At 55.7% G+C, this 20,164-nt stretch carries 15 protein-coding genes and 2 pseudogenes; 14 read left to right on the top strand and 3 right to left on the bottom strand.

All coding sequences use genetic code 11. The features are described from left to right. Positions 1–204 precede the first annotated feature (204 nt). The 11 genes and pseudogenes from ACM6IK_RS14250 to ACM6IK_RS14200 form a co-directional block, all read left to right on the top strand. Positions 205–348, top strand: a pseudogene (locus tag ACM6IK_RS14250) (GntR family transcriptional regulator); the annotation flags it as partial. Continuing rightward, positions 345–1,256: a dihydrodipicolinate synthase family protein gene (locus tag ACM6IK_RS14245; RefSeq protein WP_414874849.1), complete on the top strand. Its 912-nt coding sequence runs from the start codon at positions 345–347 to the stop codon at positions 1,254–1,256. The pseudogene ACM6IK_RS14250 and the gene ACM6IK_RS14245, both read left to right, overlap by 4 nt. Then, the gene (locus ACM6IK_RS14240; protein ID WP_414874848.1) at positions 1,249–2,763 is read left to right on the top strand and encodes an aldehyde dehydrogenase; all 1,515 of its coding nucleotides are present in this window, start codon (positions 1,249–1,251) and stop codon (positions 2,761–2,763) included. Before ACM6IK_RS14245 ends, ACM6IK_RS14240 begins: the two co-directional genes overlap by 8 nt. Then, entirely contained in the window at positions 2,760–4,106 is a 1,347-nt protein-coding gene (locus ACM6IK_RS14235; RefSeq protein ID WP_414874847.1) for an NAD(P)/FAD-dependent oxidoreductase, read from the top strand. Before ACM6IK_RS14240 ends, ACM6IK_RS14235 begins: the two co-directional genes overlap by 4 nt. Positions 4,107–4,172: 66 nt before the next feature. After that, complete coding sequence (locus tag ACM6IK_RS14230; RefSeq protein WP_414874846.1) at positions 4,173–5,024, top strand: glycine betaine ABC transporter substrate-binding protein; 852 nt, start codon at positions 4,173–4,175, stop codon at positions 5,022–5,024. A 74-nt stretch (positions 5,025–5,098) separates the two neighbouring features. Beyond that, positions 5,099–6,217, top strand: a complete 1,119-nt coding sequence (locus tag ACM6IK_RS14225) for a quaternary amine ABC transporter ATP-binding protein (protein ID WP_414874845.1) — start codon at positions 5,099–5,101, stop codon at positions 6,215–6,217. Continuing rightward, complete coding sequence (locus tag ACM6IK_RS14220; protein WP_414874844.1) at positions 6,214–7,062, top strand: ABC transporter permease; 849 nt, start codon at positions 6,214–6,216, stop codon at positions 7,060–7,062. Before ACM6IK_RS14225 ends, ACM6IK_RS14220 begins: the two co-directional genes overlap by 4 nt. Next, the gene (locus ACM6IK_RS14215) at positions 7,059–7,907 is read left to right on the top strand and encodes an ABC transporter permease (RefSeq protein ID WP_414874843.1); all 849 of its coding nucleotides are present in this window, start codon (positions 7,059–7,061) and stop codon (positions 7,905–7,907) included. Before ACM6IK_RS14220 ends, ACM6IK_RS14215 begins: the two co-directional genes overlap by 4 nt. Positions 7,908–7,919: 12 nt before the next feature. Further along, positions 7,920–8,918, top strand: coding sequence for a 4-hydroxyproline epimerase (locus ACM6IK_RS14210; protein WP_414874842.1), 999 nt, complete (start codon positions 7,920–7,922; stop codon positions 8,916–8,918). Positions 8,919–9,019: 101 nt separating this feature from the next. Continuing rightward, positions 9,020–10,033 (top strand): GlxA family transcriptional regulator, encoded by a 1,014-nt coding sequence (locus ACM6IK_RS14205; protein WP_414874841.1) that lies wholly within the window; start codon positions 9,020–9,022, stop codon positions 10,031–10,033. Positions 10,034–10,069: 36 nt separating this feature from the next. After that, positions 10,070–11,002, top strand: a complete 933-nt coding sequence (locus ACM6IK_RS14200; RefSeq protein WP_414874840.1) for a DMT family transporter — start codon at positions 10,070–10,072, stop codon at positions 11,000–11,002. Between the two features lie 706 nt (positions 11,003–11,708). Here ACM6IK_RS14200 and fdhA read toward each other — a convergent pair. After that, positions 11,709–12,908: a formaldehyde dehydrogenase, glutathione-independent gene (fdhA, locus tag ACM6IK_RS14195; protein WP_414874839.1), complete on the bottom strand. Its 1,200-nt coding sequence runs from the start codon at positions 12,906–12,908 to the stop codon at positions 11,709–11,711. A 454-nt stretch (positions 12,909–13,362) separates the two neighbouring features. Between fdhA and ACM6IK_RS14190 the strand changes: the two genes are divergently transcribed. Further along, positions 13,363–14,148 carry an SDR family NAD(P)-dependent oxidoreductase gene (locus ACM6IK_RS14190; protein ID WP_414874838.1) on the top strand — a complete coding sequence of 262 codons (786 nt, stop codon included), beginning with the start codon at positions 13,363–13,365 and terminating at the stop codon, positions 14,146–14,148. Between the two features lie 29 nt (positions 14,149–14,177). Here the strand turns inward: ACM6IK_RS14190 and ACM6IK_RS14185 are convergent. Beyond that, positions 14,178–14,567, bottom strand: a pseudogene (locus ACM6IK_RS14185) (N-methylproline demethylase); the annotation flags it as partial. Positions 14,568–14,916: 349 nt separating this feature from the next. Between ACM6IK_RS14185 and ACM6IK_RS14180 the strand changes: the two are divergent. Continuing rightward, positions 14,917–15,897: an isopenicillin N synthase family dioxygenase gene (locus ACM6IK_RS14180; protein WP_414874837.1), complete on the top strand. Its 981-nt coding sequence runs from the start codon at positions 14,917–14,919 to the stop codon at positions 15,895–15,897. Between the two features lie 436 nt (positions 15,898–16,333). On the opposite strand, the gene ACM6IK_RS14175 is transcribed toward ACM6IK_RS14180, so the two are convergent. Continuing rightward, a complete protein-coding gene (locus tag ACM6IK_RS14175; protein ID WP_414874836.1) occupies positions 16,334–18,820 on the bottom strand; it encodes an arylsulfatase in 2,487 nt (828 codons plus the stop codon). 181 nt (positions 18,821–19,001) lie between these two features. Between ACM6IK_RS14175 and ACM6IK_RS14170 the strand changes: the two genes are divergently transcribed. Continuing rightward, positions 19,002–20,117: a formylglycine-generating enzyme family protein gene (locus ACM6IK_RS14170; RefSeq protein WP_414874835.1), complete on the top strand. Its 1,116-nt coding sequence runs from the start codon at positions 19,002–19,004 to the stop codon at positions 20,115–20,117. Positions 20,118–20,164: the final 47 nt, after the last annotated feature.

The following is a 20,164-nucleotide window of genomic DNA, read 5'->3' as shown; positions in this document are numbered from 1 at the left end:
CCAACAAGAAACTTTTACGCTTATCAATGCATAAACAAATGTTATCGATCGATAGCGTAGCTTTAAGGTGTTATTCGTAACCAGTTGAATTTAAAGGATAAATAATTTTAGACTCGGTGCGCTATATCGCTTTAAAGATGTCTGCGCGAGGAAGACACGCTATTGACCACTCTATTGCCCCATGCCAGTCTGGATTCAACAGTTAACCAAAGTGCCGTAGTTGATCTCGTGTTTGAGCATCGGGAAATGTCCCGTGAAAACATGGAGATGTTTATCGCGCCTCAAGGCATCAAGGCTGACGTACTCATTGATCTTCCACCCCACTCGCATTCGGAGCATTCATCTTGAAATTTGAAGGTATTTATACGCCGGCAGTAACTCCTTATAACGCTGATGGGGAGATTGACTGGGAGGTGTACTCGCAAGTTTTGGAGTCGCTGATTGAGGCGAAGGTGCACGGCATTGTTATCGGCGGGTCGACCGGCGAGTACTATGCGCAGACTTCGGAAGAACGCACCGAGTTGGCGGCCTACGCCAAAGATGTGATCGGCACTCGGGTGCAGCTGATCGTCAGTACCGGGGCGATTCGTACCGAAGATGCGGTTCAGTACGCCAAGGATGCCAAATCGATCAAAGCGGACGCGATTCTCGTCACGTCCCCGCCTTACGCGCTGCCAACCTCACAGGAAAACGCGATTCACGCGCTCACTATCGATCGCGCAGCGGACTTGCCGATCATGCTTTACAACTATCCGGGGCGCATGTGCGTTTCGATGGATGAAGAGTATTTCACGCGTGTCAGCCAATCGAAAAACGTCGTCGCCATCAAGGAAAGCTCCGGCGACATGGGCCAGGTGCATAGGCTGGCCCGGCAGTTCCCCAACATCGCCTTGTCCTGCGGATGGGACGACCAGGCCCTCGAGTTTTTTGCCTGGGGCGCCCGCAGTTGGGTGTGCGCAGGTTCCAACTTCCTGCCCAAGGAACACGTTGCGCTTTATGAAGCCTGCGTGATCGAAAAGAACTTCGACAAAGGCCGTCAAATCATGTCGGCAATGATGCCGCTGATGAATGCCCTGGACGGTGGCAAGTTCGTGCAGTCGATCAAGTACGGCTGCGAAGTTGCCGGATTGAAAGTCGGTAATGTGCGCCTGCCATTGCAGCCACTTGAAGCGGACGAAAAGCAGAGTTTCGCGTCGCTCATTGCTGAACTCAAACGTAACGTAGCCAACATTTCTTCGGGAGCCAGCCATGGGTGATCTTCTGAGCAAGGCCGAATATGCCGCTCTGGCCAAAGACATTTCGTTGCCATCCAAGGCGTTCATCAATGGCGCGTTCAAGCCCGCGATCTCTGGCAAAACCTTCGCCACGAACAATCCGGCAACCGGCGAGTTTTTGACTGACGTCGCCGCCTGTTCGTCCGAGGATGTCGATTTTGCGGTGAGTAATGCCAAAGAGGCCTTCGAGGATGGACGCTGGAGATCTATTTCTCCTCGGGAGCGCAAAGCGGTTCTGTTGAAGTTTGCAAACCTGCTTGAAAGCCATCAACACGAACTGGCCGTCCTCGAGAGCCTCGATAGCGGCAAACCGGTCAGTGAATGTCAGTTGGTCGACATCCCCGACACCATCCACACGATCCGCTGGCACGCAGAACTGATCGACAAGATTTACGACAACACCGCCCCGGTGGGCAGCGACGCGCTGACCATGGTGGTCCGGGAGCCGATCGGCGTGGTGGGCTGCGTATTGCCCTGGAACTTCCCGCTGCTGATGCTGGCCTGGAAAATCGGCCCGGCGCTCGCTGCGGGTTGTTCGGTCATCGTCAAACCTGCCGAACAAACCTCGCTGACCACGCTGCGCGTTGCTCAGTTGGCGTTTGAAGCGGGCGTTCCCGCTGGCGTGCTCAACATTGTCACCGGCACGGGCAAAGAGGTCGGCGAGCCCATTGGCTTGCATAACGACGTCGACATGGTGAGCTTCACCGGCTCCACCGCGACCGGCCGCCGTTTCCTGCATTACGCCGCCGATTCGAACCTGAAACGCATCGTTCTTGAGTGCGGCGGGAAAAATCCGGCCGTGGTGATGGACGATGCCCAAGACCTGGACCTCGTTGCTCAGCATGTCGTCAACGGCGCGTTCTGGAACATGGGCGAAAACTGCTCCGCGACGTCACGTCTGATCGTCCACGCCTCTGTTAAAGACGAACTGCTGGAGCGCATGGGCGCCTACATCCGCGAATGGAAAATGGGCGACCCACTCGATCCGCAGAACCGCGTGGGGTCGCTGGTCAGCCCTGAGCATTTCGCAAAAGTGAAGTCGTATCTTGAGCACGCCGCCGGAAAGCTTGAAGTGGTTTACGGTGGTGCGACCAAAGACGGTGCCTTTGTAGAGCCAACGGTGATTGACGGTGTCGGTCGAGACAACCGGCTGTTCCAGGAAGAGATCTTCGGCCCGATTCTTTCGGTCACCACCTTCCATTCAATCTCCGAAGCCATTGCGCTGGCCAATGACACGGTGTACGGCCTGGCGGCCTCGGTTTATACCGGCAGCCTGCGCCGGGCGATAAGGTTGTCACGGGAAATTCGCGCCGGCATCGTCACCGTGAACTGCTTTGGTGAGGGTGATGCCTCGACGCCATTCGGCGGCTACAAAGAGTCGGGCTTCGGTGGTCGGGACAAATCCATTTTTGCCCATGACCAGTACACCGAAATCAAAACCATCTGGATCGATGTGTCTGATCGGTCGGATGAAGAGACCGAAAAATGAGCACCCATACCATCAAGCGCCTGCCGGTAGACACCGGGGTTTCAGGTTGGGAGGCGATTTCCGCACGCACTGCGCCCGTCCGCATGCTTGATGGAAACGTGACGGCGGATTGGCTGATTATCGGTGCCGGTTTTGCCGGCCTGTCCGCCGCTCGCAGACTTTCACAGTTGCACCCGGGTGACAGCATTGTTGTGGTCGATGCTCATGAAGTCGCCAAGGGGCCGGCGGGCAGGAACTCGGGCTTCATGATCGATGTGCCGCACAGTCTGTCGTCCGGGGAATATTCCGTGGCGAGTGAGTCTGCAACGGCACTGGAAATCACCCAAAATCGTTTTGCGATTGCTTTTGCCGCTGAAGCCGCACGGGAGTACGGCATGTCTGCCGACACGTTCGACCCTTCCGGGAAGATCAACGCGGCCGCCACTGAGCGGGGATTGAAGCTGAACGTCAATTACGCTCAATCCCTTGAACGCATTGGCGAGAAGTTCGAGATGTTTGATGCCGCGCAAATGCGCGACATCACCGGGTCCACCTATTACCACGGTGGGATCTACACGCCCGGCGCCGTGTTGATTCAACCCGCGCAATACATTAGAGACCTGGCAGCAGGGCTGGAAGGGAACATCACGCTGTTCGAACGCTCTCCGATTATTGAATTGACCAAGCAGGGAAGCGGTTGGAGCGCTCGATCTCATAACGGGACGGTGCACGCACCCAAGGTCATTCTTGGAGTTAACGGCCACATTGAAGACTTTGGTCATTATCAGGGACGCCTGCTGCACGTCTTTACGTACGCCTCCATGACGGCAGCGTACAGTGACGATGCATTCAAGAAAGACGTACCGGGTAGAGCCAAGTGGGCCTTGTTGCCAGCTGATCCAATGGGAGCGACTGTTCGTAAAATCTCTACAGACGGTCTCTCGCGTATCGTCATCCGGACAAAATTCACCTATGACCCGAGTATCCAGGTCACCCCAGAGCGTGTAGCGGCGGTGGCCAAAGAACAGCGACACTCTCTGGATGCACGCTTTCCCGAATTGAAATCCACGGCGTTGGAGTTCAGCTGGGCTGGCCGTCTGTGTTTGAGCCGAAACAGCGCCGCTGCATTTGGCGAGATCGAAGAAAACCTTTATTCGGCTTGCTGCGAAAATGGGTTGGGAACGGTCAAGAGCACTCTGGCAGGTGTAATGGCGGCGGAATTGGCTTCGGGTATACGTACTGATTTTCTGGACAGTTTCAGTCTCGCGCCAGGACCCAGCAGGCTCCCCCCTCAAATAATAACGAAGCTGGGCGTCAGTTCGGTCATTCGTTGGCATGAGTTTTGGGCCGGGCGAGAAGGTTAATAAGTTAAGTCGTCGGCTTTCCTATAAAGGCCGTTTAACAAGTCACTAATAAGAACGGAACAATCCATGAAGAATATCTGGAAGGCATTCTGCGCGCTCGCGCTTGTGGGCATGATGAGTTTGCAGGCACACGCCGAAGAAAAAAACATAGTAATGGGCACCATGTCCTGGGAGGACTTGGTGCCCATTACCGGCATTACCAAGAAGGTACTTGAGAACGCTGGGTATACCGTAAAAGTCGTGGAGTTTTCCGAGTGGGGTATCGCCTACGCTGCACTCAGCAAAGGGGATATTCAGGTGTTGGCCTCCCAGATTGATTACGCCGCCGCCGATTATTGGAAAAAGAACAAGAACAAAATCGAGAAGCTGTCACCGGTCTCCTTTGGTCTTTATCAGGGCATGGCAGTACCCGATTACGTAGACATCGACTCCATCGAACAGCTGAATGCAAACGCGGACAAATTGGGGAACAGAATCATTGGCATCGAGCCAGGTTCGGGTTTGATGAGTGACGCGAACAACGTGGTCAAGGCGTACGACATCAAGCTCAAGCTGGTCGAAGGCAGTACCTCTGCAATGACGGCGGCTTTAAAGTCGGCAGTCGACCGCAAGGAATGGGTGGCGGTCACTGTCTGGGATCCTTCGTGGATGACCAAGAAGTTTGATCTCAAATTTCTGAAAGATCCAAAAGGAATCTTCCCGCCATTGCAGGGTTATTACTGGATCGGACACAAAGGCTTCGCTGAAGCCAATCCGCGTGCGCGCGAACTGATGGCCAGCGTTTATGTACCCATCACCGACATCACCGCAATGAATGCTGAAGTCAAGGATGGCAAGACCATGGACGAGGCTATCAAGGGCTGGATAGAGAGCCATACAGATCTTGTAAATCGTTGGGGGAATATCAAGAACTATTGAGTTTTGTTCGTTTGCCACTGCCGCCCTTTGACTAATTAAAAAACCAGCAAACAACTGGTTCGATGGATTGCGAAATGACGATGGCCACAATTAATACTGACGAAGTGCTGGTGGATTGCCAGTCGGTTTGGAAGATCTTCGGTAAAAATGCACCGACAGCCATGGATGCGGTTGTCCGGCAGGGTCTTTCAAAGACCCGGATCCTGCAAAACTATGGCTGTGTGGTCGGGGTTTCCGATGTCAGTCTCCAGGTTCGCCGGGGGGAAATCTTTTGCATCATGGGTTTGTCCGGCAGTGGCAAGTCCACCCTTATACGGTTGCTGAACAAGCTGATCACCCCGAGCTCGGGGAAGGTGCTGGTCAAAGGCAAGGACGTTTCATCCTTGTCGCCGGCACAACTGCGAGAGGTGAGGGCGCGTCACATCGGTATGGTCTTTCAAAGCGTTGCCTTGCTGCCTAACCGTACGGTGCTTGAGAACACCGCGTTTGGCCTGGAAGTGCAGGGTGTGGGCAAGGCTGAACGTTACAAAGTGGCCGAGCAGGCGCTGGCGAAGGTTGGATTGAGCGAGTGGACTTCACGCTATCCGAGCGAGCTGTCCGGCGGCATGCAACAACGGGTCGGACTGGCGCGTGCACTCACTGCCGACCCGGAAATAATCTTGATGGATGAGCCGTTCAGCGCGCTTGATCCGCTGATTCGCCGACAGTTGCAGGATGAGTTCCGCCAGCTGACCAAGGAGCTGGGCAAGTCCGCGGTGTTTATTACACACGACCTGGACGAGGCCATCCGCATCGGTGACCGCATTGCGATCATGAAGGATGGCGCCATCATTCAGGTTGGCACCGCCGAGGAAATCGTGCTCAACCCGGCTGACGACTACGTGGCGGAATTCGTCGCCGGCATTTCCCGACTGCATCTGGTGAAGGCTCACTCGGTCATGACGTCGGTCCAGGCCTACAAGGCTGCACACCCGACATGCGACATCTCCAGGCTGACCAAAACCTCGCTTGACGCTGATATCGATGAACTTATCGGATTGACGATGAAGTCCGAGCGTGACGCGCTCGCCGTCGTCGATAACGGCACAGTGATCGGGATCATTACCCCGCGTGATCTGCTGCGGGGCGTGCAAGGTATTCCCAATGAATTGGCGCCCGTAGCAACTGCCAATGCGATGGAGGCGTCCGCATGAGCACGCCGGATTTTTCCAGTCAGTTCGATGCATCCATTGATACGGGGTTGGAATGGCTTTCAGATAATGGCGAGTTCGTGTTCGATGCCGTCAATGCGGTGCTCAATGGCATTTACGAAGGCGTGCTGTGGTGTATCGCTTATCCAGCGCATTACGTCGTGGCGATTGTCCTGGCGTTGATTGGCTGGCGTGTGGCTGGCGTTCGCTTCGCGATTCTCTCAGGTCTGGCATTGTTGCTGTGCGACCTCATCGGGTTGTGGCCGGAGACAGTCAGTACGCTTGCACTGGTGCTCACCGCTACCGTGTTGGCACTGGCGGTCGCCATTCCGCTGGGAGTCGTCGCGGGCCTGGCGCCGGCCTTTGATCGTGTGGTTGATCCTTGTCTGGATTTGATCCAGACGATGCCGCCCTACATCTACCTGCTACCGGCCATTGCACTGCTCGGCTACGGCCCTGCCACGGCGCTGTTGGCGACTTTTATCGTCGCGCTTCCCCCTGCGCTACGACTGACCTCCCTGGGTATTCGCATGACGCCCAAGGAGTTCATCGAGTTGGGAGATGCCAGCGGCGTGACGGGTATGCAGATGTTTTTCAAGATCCGCTTACCGTTCGCCATGCCCAGCATCATGGCCGGCGTTAATCAAAGCCTGATGATGGCCTTCGGCATGGTTGTCATTGCAGGCATTGTAGGTTCGGGCGGTTTGGGCGAGGCGATTTACGGTTCCATCCGTACGTTGGATATCGCCAAGTCGATCAATGCAGCCATCGCAATCGTCATTCTGACCATGATTCTGGATCGTCTGGCGCAGAGCGCTGCACAGTCGCGGGTGGGGGCTTCTCAATGACAACGCACATTCAATTTTCTCCAGGCGATTACCTGGCGCCTGCCGTTGATTGGCTGAACACGAATTTACATGGTTTGTTCAAAGGGATCAGTCAGGTCGTTGAGGCGGTACTCGGTGCAGTGGAGGGAGCGCTGCTTGCTCCCCATCCGTATTTATTCATCGGTATTGTCGTCGTCGCGGCGTTCTTTTTTGCCAATAAGCGGGTCGCTGTTTTCGCTGCGGTGATGTTGGCTTTCTGTTTGTTCGCTGGCCTTTGGGTCGCGTCCATCCAGACGATCGCGCTCGTCAGTGTGGCCGTCCTGATCTCGGTGTCCATCGCTTTCCCGCTGGGGGTTCTGGCGGCCCGGGTGAAGCGTGTAGATGAAGCGTTGCTGCCGATTCTGAACATCATGCAAACCGTGCCGCCCTGGGTTTACCTGATCCCCGCAGTGATGCTGTTCAGTTTGGGACGGGTGCCCGCGATCATCGCAACGATTGTTTACGGCATCCCGCCGATGCTCAGATTGACGACCCTTGCCTTCAGGCAGTTGCCCAAGGATCTCCTTGAGTTGGGCCAGGCGTCCGGTGCTTCACCTAAAGACATTCTGTTCAAAATCGAACTGCCGACTGCCGCACCCACGCTGTTGGTAGGCCTGAACCAATGCATCCTCATGTCGCTGGCGATGGTGGTGCTGGCCGGTCTGGTGGGGGCGGGCGGTTTGGGGGCTGAAGTGACCCGAGGCCTTTCCAGGATGGAGATGGGCTTGGGGCTGCGAGCAGGTTTGGCCATTGTCGCTATTGCGCTGCTGCTGGATCGATTGTCACGGGGCGCGTTGCAGCGTCACTCCCCCAGCAAACTCCTTTGAAAGGGCATCAGTATGAGACGCAGCTTTTTTTGCATTGATTCGCACGCGTGTGGCAACCCGGTTCGGGTTGTAGCGGGCGGAGCACCGCTGATGCCCTCCGTATCGATGGCCGAACGTCGCGATATTTTCGTGCGTGACCACGACTGGGTACGCACCGCATTGATGTTCGAGCCTCGGGGACACGACATCATGTCTGGTGTCATTATTTATCCATCGGTACGTGATGACTGCGACTTCGGTGCGCTGTTTATCGAAGTCAGCGGCTGCCTGCCGATGTGTGGAGCGGGCACCATCGGATTATCGACCGTTGTCATTGAAGAGGGCTTGGTGACACCTCGTGAGCCGGGAAAACTGGCGATTGAAACACCGGCGGGACGGGTCGATGTCGAATACACCCTGGGCGGCGAGTTCGTTGAGTCGATTCGCTTGTTCAACGTCGCCAGCTACCTGCACAGCGCTGATGTAGTGGTGGAAGTTCCCGGCGTTGGTTCGTTTACGGTGGACATCGCCTACGGCGGGAATTTCTATGCGGTGGTCGAACCACAGGCGTGCTGGACTGGATTCGAAGGGCAGACGACGGCTGACATCGTGGGGCTGAGCCAGAAGCTGCGCACAGCGCTCTCGGCCATTTGTGACCCTGTGCATCCAGAGAACAACAGAATCAGTGGTGTTCATCACATCATCTGGTGTGACAAACCACAGAGCAGAACCGTGCATGGCCGCTGTGCAGTGTTCTACGGTGACAAAGCCATTGATCGTTCTCCCGGCGGTACCGGTACCTCGGCACGGATGGCTCAGCTCTTCGCAAAGGGGCAGCTGAACGTCGGTGATATTTACCGACTTGAAAGTCTGATCGGTACGATCTACGAAGGAAAGGTGGAGGCGTCGGTAAAGGTCGGAACCTTCGACGGCATGAATCCAAGTGTCAGTGGCTGGGCTGAGGTGACAGGTCACAACACTATTTTCGTCGATGACAAAGACCCTCTGGCCCATGGGTTCCAGCTCGCATAAACAGTTCGGTCACGGCGCCAGCGGTTGATTCTTCGCAGCGCGGATTCAACCGTGGTTTGTACAAAGGCTGCGTTCGTCAGTGTAAAGAAGCGAGGCGTAAGGTGATCGAACGACGAGATTTCAGCGGGTGTATGAAAGGTAAAAACCTGCGCTATGTGGAAGAGACTCGGAGAGAGCCGACGGCTCATGCCCGGGCAGGATTCTTACTGCTCGAGCACTTCTCGTTGCCTGCATTTACGCAAGCGCTCGATACGATTGTCACTGCCAACCTTTTGCGTCCAGCGTTGTTCTCTTCACGAACCTTCGGGTTGCAGGACGGAGAGGTTACCAGCGACCTTGGCCTGGTCATTCGACCGGATGCGCGTCTGGACATGGCAGCACTCAAAGACCTCAATTTGCTGGTCATATGCGGCGGCTATCGTACCGAACTCAAAGTCAATCACGAGCTGATCAGCATCCTTAAAACAGCATCGGAACAGGGTATCACCCTGGCCGGGCTGTGGAATGGGGCGTGGTTTTTGGGCGTGTCAGGTTTGCTTGAGGGGTATCGTTGTGCGATTCATCCCGAACACCGACCTGCGCTCGCAGAAATTTCAAAAGTCACGCATGTCACCAGTGAAGCATTTGTCATGGATCGAGACCGGCTCACGGCTTCGAGTCCGGCGGGTGCTTTTCATATGGCTCTGGAGTGGATCAAAGGGCTGCATGGCAAGGCGCTGGTCGAGGGCATCGAAGACATTCTGTCTTTCGAAGAGTCGCGGTATCGGCGTATCAAACCGACACAGAACATCTCGTTGAGCGCCCCCCTCAAAGAGGTGGTCAAACTGATGGACGCCAACCTGGAAGAACCGTTGCAAATGGACCAACTGGCGGTCTATGGCGGACGTTCGCGTCGACAAATAGAGCGCTTGTTCAAAGAGCAACTGGGTACCACGCCGCAACGGTATTACCTGGAATTGCGCATTACCGAAGCACGGAGATTACTTCAGCACACAGAGCTGTCTCAGGTTGATGTGCTGGTCGCATGCGGCTTTGTTTCACCGAGCCATTTCAGCAAATGCTACAGCTCGTATTTTGGTTACCGGCCTTCGAGAGAAACACGGCTGGTGAAGTAAAAAACGGGCTGTCGCAATAATTTTAAGGAGGAGGGCATGACCGAGTTGCGATTGAAGAGCGATCAAACAAAAAACACGGCGTACTTAACGACGCCCACCGTTGCCGCTGGACCTGCTGGTGTCGCAAGGCCCCAACTCGGGATTTTTCTATGCCTGCTTTCAATGCTTATCTTTGCGAGCCAGGACGGAATAACCAAGGTGCTTGTCAAAGACTTCCCGGTTGCCCAGTTGGTCATGGTGCGTTATTGGGTGTTTGTCGTTTTTGCCCTCGGATACGCCGCCTACCAAGGCAGGGTCAAGGAACAGTTTCGGAGCAAGCATCCTTGGCTCCAGATCATTCGAGCGCTGTTAGCCGTGGGTGAAATAGTACTGTTCGGAGTCGGGCTGCGTTATTTAGGCCTGGCTGAAATGCACGCTCTCTATGCGGTATTCCCTCTGATGACTCTGGCATTGGCGGGGGGGCTGCTGGGAGAGTTTGTCGGGCTACGACGCTGGATCGCGGCTGCCATAGGGTTCACCGGGACACTGATCATCCTGCGACCAGGCGCGGGCGTCTTTGAACTCGCAGCGCTGATTCCCCTGCTGTCTGCTCTGGGCTTTGCAGTGTTCAATGTACTGACGCGCCGAATTAGCCAGCACGATTCCTTTGCGACGAACATGCTTTTTATGGCAAGTGTGGGTGCCCTGACGATCACATTTGTGGGGCTGCCGGCATGGGTTTCTCCGACTCCGGTCCAGGGCCTCTTGATGGGGATCCTGTCATTGACGGGAGTAGTCGCTCAGATTCTCCTCATTCAAGCACTGAAATACGCGACCGCTTCTACCCTGCAGCCTTTCAACTATGCGCTTCTGGTCTTTGCCACTTTGATTGGTGTGATCGTCTTTGCCGAGCGCCCTGATACCTGGGTGGTTGTCGGCGCAGCGTTGGTGATTATCGGGGGGCTGTATGCGATTAAAGCGAAGGTGTGAACGTACTTGAGTGTATGAAGTAATCAATGGGTGGCTGGTTTCCTGGATGATCACGGCCCTAAAAAGGTACTTCACGGAATGCCGGGGAACACCGATACCTGTAGAAGCTGCGGTGCGGCGATCCGACTTGCCAGCGATGGCGACCTTACGGCCGAGCATTTTCTTCCTGGTGTACATATCCATTGTTGCGGTAACGGCCACTATTGGTTCCGCCCTTACGGCGGGTCACTTGGAAAAACGGAACGCCGCCCGGCCTGTAGGAGCAGCCGGTCGACGCTCGATTGCTCGCGATGGAGGTCAACGATGAAGCGGGGAGCCTGACACCCCGCGGTGCTCTCAGGTTTTTCGCGAGCAAGCTCGCTCCTACAGGGCCCGCCGCGATCGGCCATCCATGGCCGTACGCGGCTAACCCGGCATCCATGCCGGGTTGCCCACTGCGCAGAACCTGCGCTCGGCCTCACGAGGGGGCGTGCACCGCAACAGCACCGCGAGGCACGCGCTCCCCTGTGAGCTGCCGCAGGCTGCGATCTTTTGATCTTGCTTTTGCGATCTGGAGATTGCTGAAGATTAAGATCAAAAAGATCGTCCGAACGCGGCCCGAACCTTCGGCAGCTCCTACAGATATTTCGCTATATGTGTTCCCCGGGATTGCGTGAAAAACCAAAAAAAAGGGCAGCTCAAAGCTGCCCTTTTCCCAACCTGCTCCTTAGGCCGCGCTAAACAGCTTGTGCGGATCCATGACGAATTTCTTCGGCACCCCGGCATCGAACTCGTGGTAACCGCGCGGCGCGTCGTCCAGGCTGATCACCTGCACGCCGACGACCTCGGCAATGTTGATCCGGTCCCACATGATCGCCTGCATCAGCTGACGGTTGTACTTCATCGTCGGGGTCTGGCCGGTGTGGAAGCTGTGGGACTTGGCCCAGCCGAGGCCGAAACGGATGTTCAGGCTGCCATGCTTGGCGGCTTTGTTGACCGCGCCCGGGTCTTCGGTGACATACAGACCGGGGATACCGATACTGCCGGCGACCCGCACCACGCCCATCAGCGCGTTGAGCACGTCGGCCGGGGCCTCGTGCTGCGCGCCGTCATGGCCGTGGCCGCGGGCTTCGAAGCCGACCGCATCGACCGCACAATCGACTTCCGGCTCACCGAGCAGGTTGGCGATTTGCTCGTGCAGCGGAGTGTCCTGGGTCAGGTCGGCGATCTCGAAGCCCTGGGCCTTGGCATGCGCCAGACGTAGCGGATTGACGTCACCGACGATCACCACCGCCGCACCCAGCAGACGGGCGGAGGCGGCAGCAGCCAGTCCGACCGAACCGGCACCGGCGATGTACACCGTGCTGCCAGGGCCAACGCCAGCGGTCACGGCGCCGTGGTAGCCGGTCGGCAGGATATCGGAGAGGCAGGTCAGGTCGCGGATTTTCTCCATGGCCTTGTCGCGGTCGGGCAGCTTCAGCAGGTTGAAGTCGGCATACGGCACCAGCACGTATTCGGCCTGGCCGCCAACCCAGTCGCCCATGTCCACATAGCCATAGGCACCGCCGGGGCGTGCCGGGTTGACCGTCAGGCAGACGCCGGTGTGCTGTTCCTTGCAACTGCGACAACGGCCGCAGGCAACGTTGAACGGCACCGAGACCAGGTCACCGATCTGCACGTTTTCCACGTCACGGCCCCTCTCGATCACCTCGCCGGTGATCTCATGGCCAAGCACCAGCCCGACCTGGGCCGTGGTCCGGCCACGCACCATATGCTGGTCGGAGCCGCAGATATTGGTCGAAACCACGCGCAAGATCACGCCATGGTCAATGCGCTTGCCGCGCGGGTCTTCCATTTTCGGATAGGGGATGGTCTGCACCTCGACCTTGCCTGCGCCGAGATACACGACACCACGATTACCAGACATGCTTTCACCTCGCTTTTGTTGTTGTGAGAACACGGCCCTTGTACTGCGAAGGGGCGCGCGGCCTTACAGTGCGGCGGTATATGTCTTGCGTTTGCGCGTGATGCAGAATGGGTTGGAAGTCACCTTCCAACACGCGTAATTAGCAGTCATCGCATCAATCCTACGCCTGGTATAAGCACTCTGCGAGGGCATTCAGCACCCAATCATCACCTGTTTGCAGCCATGCTCCGAACAATCGCCATCGTAGGTTCCGATGCTTGCTGGAGGTATGCATCCCTGCGTACCTGATGCGTCTATGATTCAGCCTGGATCTTCTATGAGGACGCAGTACCTACCAACAGGATCAGCGCCTGTATCGCCAGATATCTGGATGTGAGTTGTATGTTGAGTATCTCTTTCCCCTCAGTTTTCCATGGACTCAGGGGCTAACCCCCGGACGATAGGAGCACGCGCGATGATTGCGCACTGGAGTGGTCAGGTAGCGCTTGTCAGTGGTGCCGGTAGTGAGCGAGGCATTGGCCTTGCGATTGCGATTGCGAAGCGTCTGGGCAACCTGGGTGTGAGGTTGATCGTCACAGGCAGCAGCGCTCGCATCCATGATCGGGTGGAGGAGTTACGTGCCGCAGGATTTGAAGCGCAAGGTCGTGAGGCGGACTTGAGTAAAGAGGATCAAGTCCTTGAACTTGCCACTTGGGCCGAATCGGTATGGGGGCGAATCGATATTCTGGTGAACAATGCCGGCATGGCCGCCCAAGGTCATCCGGAGCCTTTTGCCGATCTGGCGGACATGAGTGTCGAGAGCTGGAATCTTTCAATCGCTCGAAATCTGACAACCGCCTTTCTGCTGACCCGTGGAGTTTTGCCGGGGATGCGCAACAGACACTACGGCCGTATCGTCAACGTCAGTTCCACGACTGGCACTCGGGCAGGTAATCCAGGAGAGGCGGCTTATGCTGCGGCCAAAGCCGGAATGGTGGGTATGAACATGAGCCTGGCCCTTGAGGTTGCGCGCTATGGAATCACTGTGAACTCGGTCGCGCCTGGCTGGATCGCCACAGGGTCAAGCACTCCAGAGGAAGAGAATGCAGCGAAGTATGTTCCGGTTGGCAGGGCGGGTCGCCCGGAAGAAGTGGCTGCTGCCGTTACGTTCCTGGCCTCACCTGAGTCCAGTTACATTACCGGGGAGTTGCTGGTGATCGATGGTGGCAATTGCCTGATAGAGAACAAAGCACTCAAGTAATCCAGCCCGGCAGAGCCGGTACCGACCACCGACGCCTCGCGGCGGTGTGACGGCGACACCACCGGCAACCAATCGGCCTTGTCCCAGCGGGTACGGCGGCCCAGGTGGGTCAACTGGATCATCACTGCCGCGCCATGTTCGTGGCATTCATCGGTCAGGTCCTTCAAGCATCCGACCACTTCGTCCTTGTAGGCCAGCACATTGTTGAACACCGGCGGGCTGTCTCGGGATACCGCCGCGGAACCGGCAGTCATGGTCAGGGCGACACCGGCTTTGGCGCGCTCCACGTGGTAGGCGCGATAGAGATCCTTGGGCATGCCGTCCACAGGATAGGCCGATACATGGGAGGTGGTCATGATCCGGTTTCTGAGGGTCAGATTCTTGATTTTACAGGGTTGCAGCAAGGGATCGCTGGACATCATGGTGCGCTCCAAAGTGGGCTTCATCAGGCTCGGTGACTTAAAATCAGGACAAATGTACATCTGTGTCAACGAATGATGACATAGATGTACATTTTGCTTGCGTGTCCAAAAAACCAGGATTAAGATCCGTCAAAACCAAGACTGATTCGGCTCGTCAGCGCCTGTCGTCCATCGCATTGAGCGGTCAGTGCCCGCGGCGTGATGAAAGTGCGCGCAGCGGCAAACCGCACGCGTTGAGGTGGACGTGAAAGATGATGGTTCAGGTGTGATTCAGTGGGATTGAAGAGGGCACAGTCGTGCTTTCTTGATCTTCTGCCTAATTGATATTTCGGAAAGGAGAGCATAGGTGACAGAGTTATTGGATATTCGTCTGGCTAGCAAACAAACAGCTTTCACTGAAATTCCAGTCATAGATATATCGCCGCTCATAAACGGCGAAAATCCGCTGAAGGTGGCAAGCCAAATAGGTGATGCATGCGAAAAAGTGGGGTTTTTTTATATAAAAAACCATGGCATTGACCAGCAATTAATAGACGAGATGTATGCGCTTACCAAACGTTTTTTCAAACTTCCTTATGAGGAGAAGAACAAACTTAATGTCGTGAATTCCGGGCTCACGCTACGTGGTTATATACCGATGTACGCGGAAAACGTCGACCCTGCCAATACCCGCGATTTCAAAGAGTGTTTTGATTGCGGAGCGCATTACGATGAGGTTTCTCCATTTTTTGGTCCTAATCAAATGCCGTCTGTACTGCCGCAATTTGAGAAGGTTGCCGAAGATTACCATTCCTCTATATTGGCGCTAGCGCGAACACTCATTGGCGGGATCGCGCTGAGCTTGGGTTTACCACAAGATTACTTTGAACGTCTTCAGCGCAAGCCCATCACGATTCAGCGAATTTTGCGTTATCCGCCCCAGATCGGAAGGATCTCGCAAGAGGAGATCGGTATTGGGGCACACACGGACTATGGTTTCTTGACGGTCCTGTCCCAAGATGCAGTTGGCGGTTTGCAAGTCAGGAACCGTGCAGGAGAGTGGGTTACCGCCCCACCAGTTGAAGGCACTTTTATCGTCAACATTGGTGACCTGGTTCAAACCCTGACCAACGATCGCTACACCTCGACAATGCATCGCGTCATAAATACTAGTGGTCTAGAGCGTTATTCAATACCTTTCTTTATTGATTTGGATTTCGATGCGGTTGTTGAACCAGTGCCAACCTGCGTGAGTGAGGCTCTACCCGCGAAGTATGAAGCTTACACTTGTGGTGAACACAAATTTAAGCGTTTCGTTGATAGCTATGCGCATCTGCAAGACAAATAGGCGTTTCAATGTGCATCCTATACATGGTCGACCCCGCCGATGCGCAGAAATGGCGAGATTGCCTGGCAACGCTCGCCTCCAAACTAGAGTTCCGCCAATGGCCTGATATCGGTAACCCGGCAGAGGTGCACGTGCGGGGCGAGAAGTTGGTTTTTGGATGAGTTGCTGTTGCGAATGCGTTGCCGATGCGAGCTGTTCGCGTCTAGCTGACCTCCAAAAACGACTGCTTTTAGTTGCTAATGGTCCCTCTTGAGTGCCTGCATCTGGCTGCTTTTTGGCCGAATATTGCCTGTTGTGAAGGTTTGTAATCGACCCGGACGCTCAGGAAAGTAGAACAGTTTTCTGTTTAGGCGCAATCAATCCGGTGGTTGCATTAAGGAGGCTGTCGCTGGTAAATCGCGGATCGTCTCGTGCGAGTTGACCCGCTAGTTTTTTCCTAGTCTTTGTTGCCGACCTTATTTTGGGCTGCCTCCTTTTGGGTGACATTCAACTGCGATGGTTCGAGCTTGACGGTGAGTTTGTGCAGCGAGCCGTTGAACGTGAACGGCACCTGATAGTCCTTGTCATCGACGGGAGTACCCGTGTCGGAACCGACATCGAAACTTTCATCCACTCCAAATATAAATGGAACGCTGTTGGGGATCGTGTGGCTAGCCAGTTGCTTGCCATCTACCGAGAGCAGGCCAGTACCGCCTTTTCCGAATCCCGGTCCGGCGTATTTAAACTCAAAGCTGATGCTGTGCTTTCCAGGAGTGAGTGTCTCGGACCCTTCCCAACGGAATCGTGCAACGCCTTCAAGGTTGTAGTTGAAAACCGGCTTGCCTTTCAGGATGTAGAGGGCGTAACCGCCAAAGCGGCCGCCGTCGGTCACGAGCAGACCCTCGCCGCCATTTTCCGGAACCGTGACATCAGCGGTAATGACGTAGGACTTGTTCAACAGGTTGGGCTCGTTGCCTGAAAGAATGCCGGTCACTGGCGACAAATAATCGAACTCGGTGCGTCCGGCCACGATGCTCGGCCTTTGCGCGATGACGCGCGTAAAGCCGGAAGCGTCGAGCGGCAACACTTGATACTTATTCGCTTCCACCCAGAACAGATCCTGTAGTTCCTTGAGTTTTGCCGGGTTGGAGGCGGCGATATCGTCGTTCTGCGTCCAGTCCTTGCTAATGTTGTACAGCTCCCATTTGACGCCATTGACGATGTCCTTGGGTGGTTGAGCGGTGAGGTCCCAAGGTGCGCGGTAGGGCGTCGTCGATGCCATCCAGCCCTCGTGATAAAGCGCGCGTAATCCAAACATCTCGAAATACTGTGTGGTGCGGGTAGAGGGCTTCTCGGAATTCTGCTTGTCGAAGAGGTAAACCAAGCTCGTGCCTTCGATAGGTTTTTGCGCAATGCCGTCTACTTGGAGCGGTGCATCAATGCCGGTGGCTTCAAGGATCGTCGGCTCGATATCAATGACGTGGTGGAACTGGTTACGGATGCCGCCGGCATCCTTGATCCGGTTCGGCCAGGAAATGGCCATACCCTGACGGGTGCCGCCAAAGTGCGATGCAATTTGCTTGGTCCACTTGAAGGGGGTATCCATGGCCCAGGTCCAGCCCACTGCCATGTGCGGATAGGTCTGGTCCGAACCCCAAGCGTCTAGATACTTCATCTGGTCGGCGACCGGCACGTCGATTCCGTTGAAGGTGGTCATTTCGTTCGATGTGCCGTTAGGGGTGCCTTCTGCGCTACTGCCATTGTCGCCACTGATGTAGATAACCAGCGTGTTGTCGAGCTTGCCCATGTCATCAATCGCCTGGATCACCCGGCCGATTTCATGGTCGGTGTACGCGAGATAGGCCGCGTAGACTTCCATTTGGTGGGTATACAATTTTTTCTCGTCTGCCGACAGTTCGTCCCATTTCTTCAGAGAGTCCGGCCACGCCGTGAGCTTGGCTTCCTGCGGGATAACGCCGAGGCGCTTCTGATTGGCGAAAATCTGGTCGCGCGCGGCATTCCAACCCATGTCAAATTTGCCCTTGAATTTGTCAATCCATTCGGGCGTCGGGTGATGCGGCGCGTGAGCGCCGCCAGGGGCATAGTAAAGAAAGAACGGCTTTTTCGGATCGAGCGCGTTCAGTTCATTGACATAGGCGACGGCATCATCCGCCATCGCGGTGATAAGGTTCCAACCTGGTTTACCGACGTAAGGATGGATTGGCGTGGTGTTGCGCATCAGGTTGCCCGGTTGCCATTGGCTGGTTTCGCCACCCATGAAACCGAAAAAATAGTCAAAGCCCATACCAGTGGGCCATTGATCAAACGGACCGGCCTGACTGATCTGGAATGACGGCGTGTTGTGGTTTTTGCCAAACCACGACGTTGCATAGCCGTTGTCTTTGAGGATTTTGCCAATGGTTACCTTGTCTTTGGTGATGACGCTGTTGTAACCGGGGTATCCGGTTGAAATTTCCGAGATGACACCGAAGCCGACGGAATGGTGATTGCGCCCGGTAATCAAAGCGGCGCGCGTCGGGGAGCACAATGCCGTTGAATTGAATTGCGTGAAACGCAACCCGGCTGCCGCGACGCGATCCATGGCCGGCGTCGGGATGATACCGCCGAACGTGCTGGACGCGCCGAAGCCGACATCGTCGGTGATGATCAACAACACATTGGGCGCGTCTTTGGGGGGGACGACGGTCGGCGACCAGTAGGGCGTGGAGTTCGCGGCGTCCAGGTTGATGACACCGCCGAAAGCCGCTGGAGGATTAGGGAGATATCTCCCATCGATGGTCGTGGTCGCGCTGGGTGAGCCGGGCGTGCCGTTGACTTCCTGTATCGCTGCATGCGCGCAAGAGAGCGTAAACATGGCAAAAGCCAGCCCCGCACCGAGCCTCTGGTGTAGCCATATTGATTGAGTCCAGTACGTATTGGTCATGGCCTGCTCCTGTAACCACCCCGTAACCCCAAGTGCCGAGTGTAGACCGTATTTCTCTCTCGCCAGTCCATCTCATCGTTAGCTTGAGTGGCCGTTGACTTTGGAATAATGGTGTCTATACCTGACCTTGATTCCCGGAAGGTTCAGCAATGGCCGCAGATTGAGATCAAGAGGAGCACAAATGCTAATCAGGAAACGGCGTGTTGGTATCGCCATTGTCTGCGTCGGGATCGTGTCGGCTTGTCTGGCGTTTGTGGTGTATCAGCACATTCGCGGTCCTGCGCCTTTGACGCTGGGTGATGGAAAAAATGGCCCCCTGGAAATGGTCTGGCTTCCTGCCGGCGAATTTTTGATGGGGAGTGATCATAAGCAGGCTCGTCCAAACGAGAGGCCGGCGCACAAGGTTCGACTCGATGGGTATTGGGTCGACCGCTATGACGTCACCAACGCCGATTTCGCCCGTTTCATTGCTGAAACTCATTACGTCACCACCGCCGAACGCAAACCCAAGTGGGAAGATCTGAAAGTTCAGCTACCGCCCGGGACTCCTGAGCCGGATGACCGCGACATGGTGCCTGGCGCATTGGTTTTTGTCGGCACAGAGAGGCCCGTGAGACTCGATGATTTCAGCCAGTGGTGGGTATTTGTCCCGGGGGCTGACTGGCGCCACCCACTGGGGCCGGACAGTACAATCCAGGGCAAAGAAACCCATCCTGTTGTTCAGGTTTCACGTGAAGATGTGCAGGCCTACGCAGCATGGGCGCACAAGCGCCTGCTGACCGAGGCTGAATGGGAATACGCCGCAAGAGGCGGACTCGAACAAGCCAATTATGCGTGGGGGAATGACTTCTCGCCCGGTGGGGAAAAGATGGCTAACACCTGGGATGAGATACAGCCGTTTCCCGTGACCGGAGCCAGTAATAAATTCAAAATTGGCACCAAGCCAGTAGGCAGTTACCGAGCTAACGCCTACGGGCTCTACGATATGTCTGGGAATGTTTGGCAATGGGTCGCCGATTGGTATCGTGCTGACGCGTTTATAGTCGGGCTCAAGCATCAACCGGCGGGTGAAGCTGCAGTAAATCCGATGGGGCCTTCCGACAGCTATGACCTCGAACTTGGAGTGACGGCCAATGCACCACAGCGTGTAATCCGAGGTGGATCTTTTCTTTGTAGTGACAGCTACTGCACGAGTTTTCGAACCAGTGCCAGGCAGGGCACAGATCCTATGACTTCCCTGTCTCATCTAGGCTTTCGCTTGGCGATGAGTAATGACCAATGGGAAAAAAACCGTTGAATACAACATACACGCGAGCCATGCGTGAAAACACGAACGACCGCTTC

Origin of the sequence: Pseudomonas sp. IT-196MI5 (assembly GCF_949767415.1) — a bacterium.
Taxonomy (GTDB): Bacteria; Pseudomonadota; Gammaproteobacteria; order Pseudomonadales; family Pseudomonadaceae; genus Aquipseudomonas.
The sequence above is the reverse complement of the archived record's forward strand: the minus strand, read 5'-3'. Positions and strand labels throughout refer to the sequence as shown.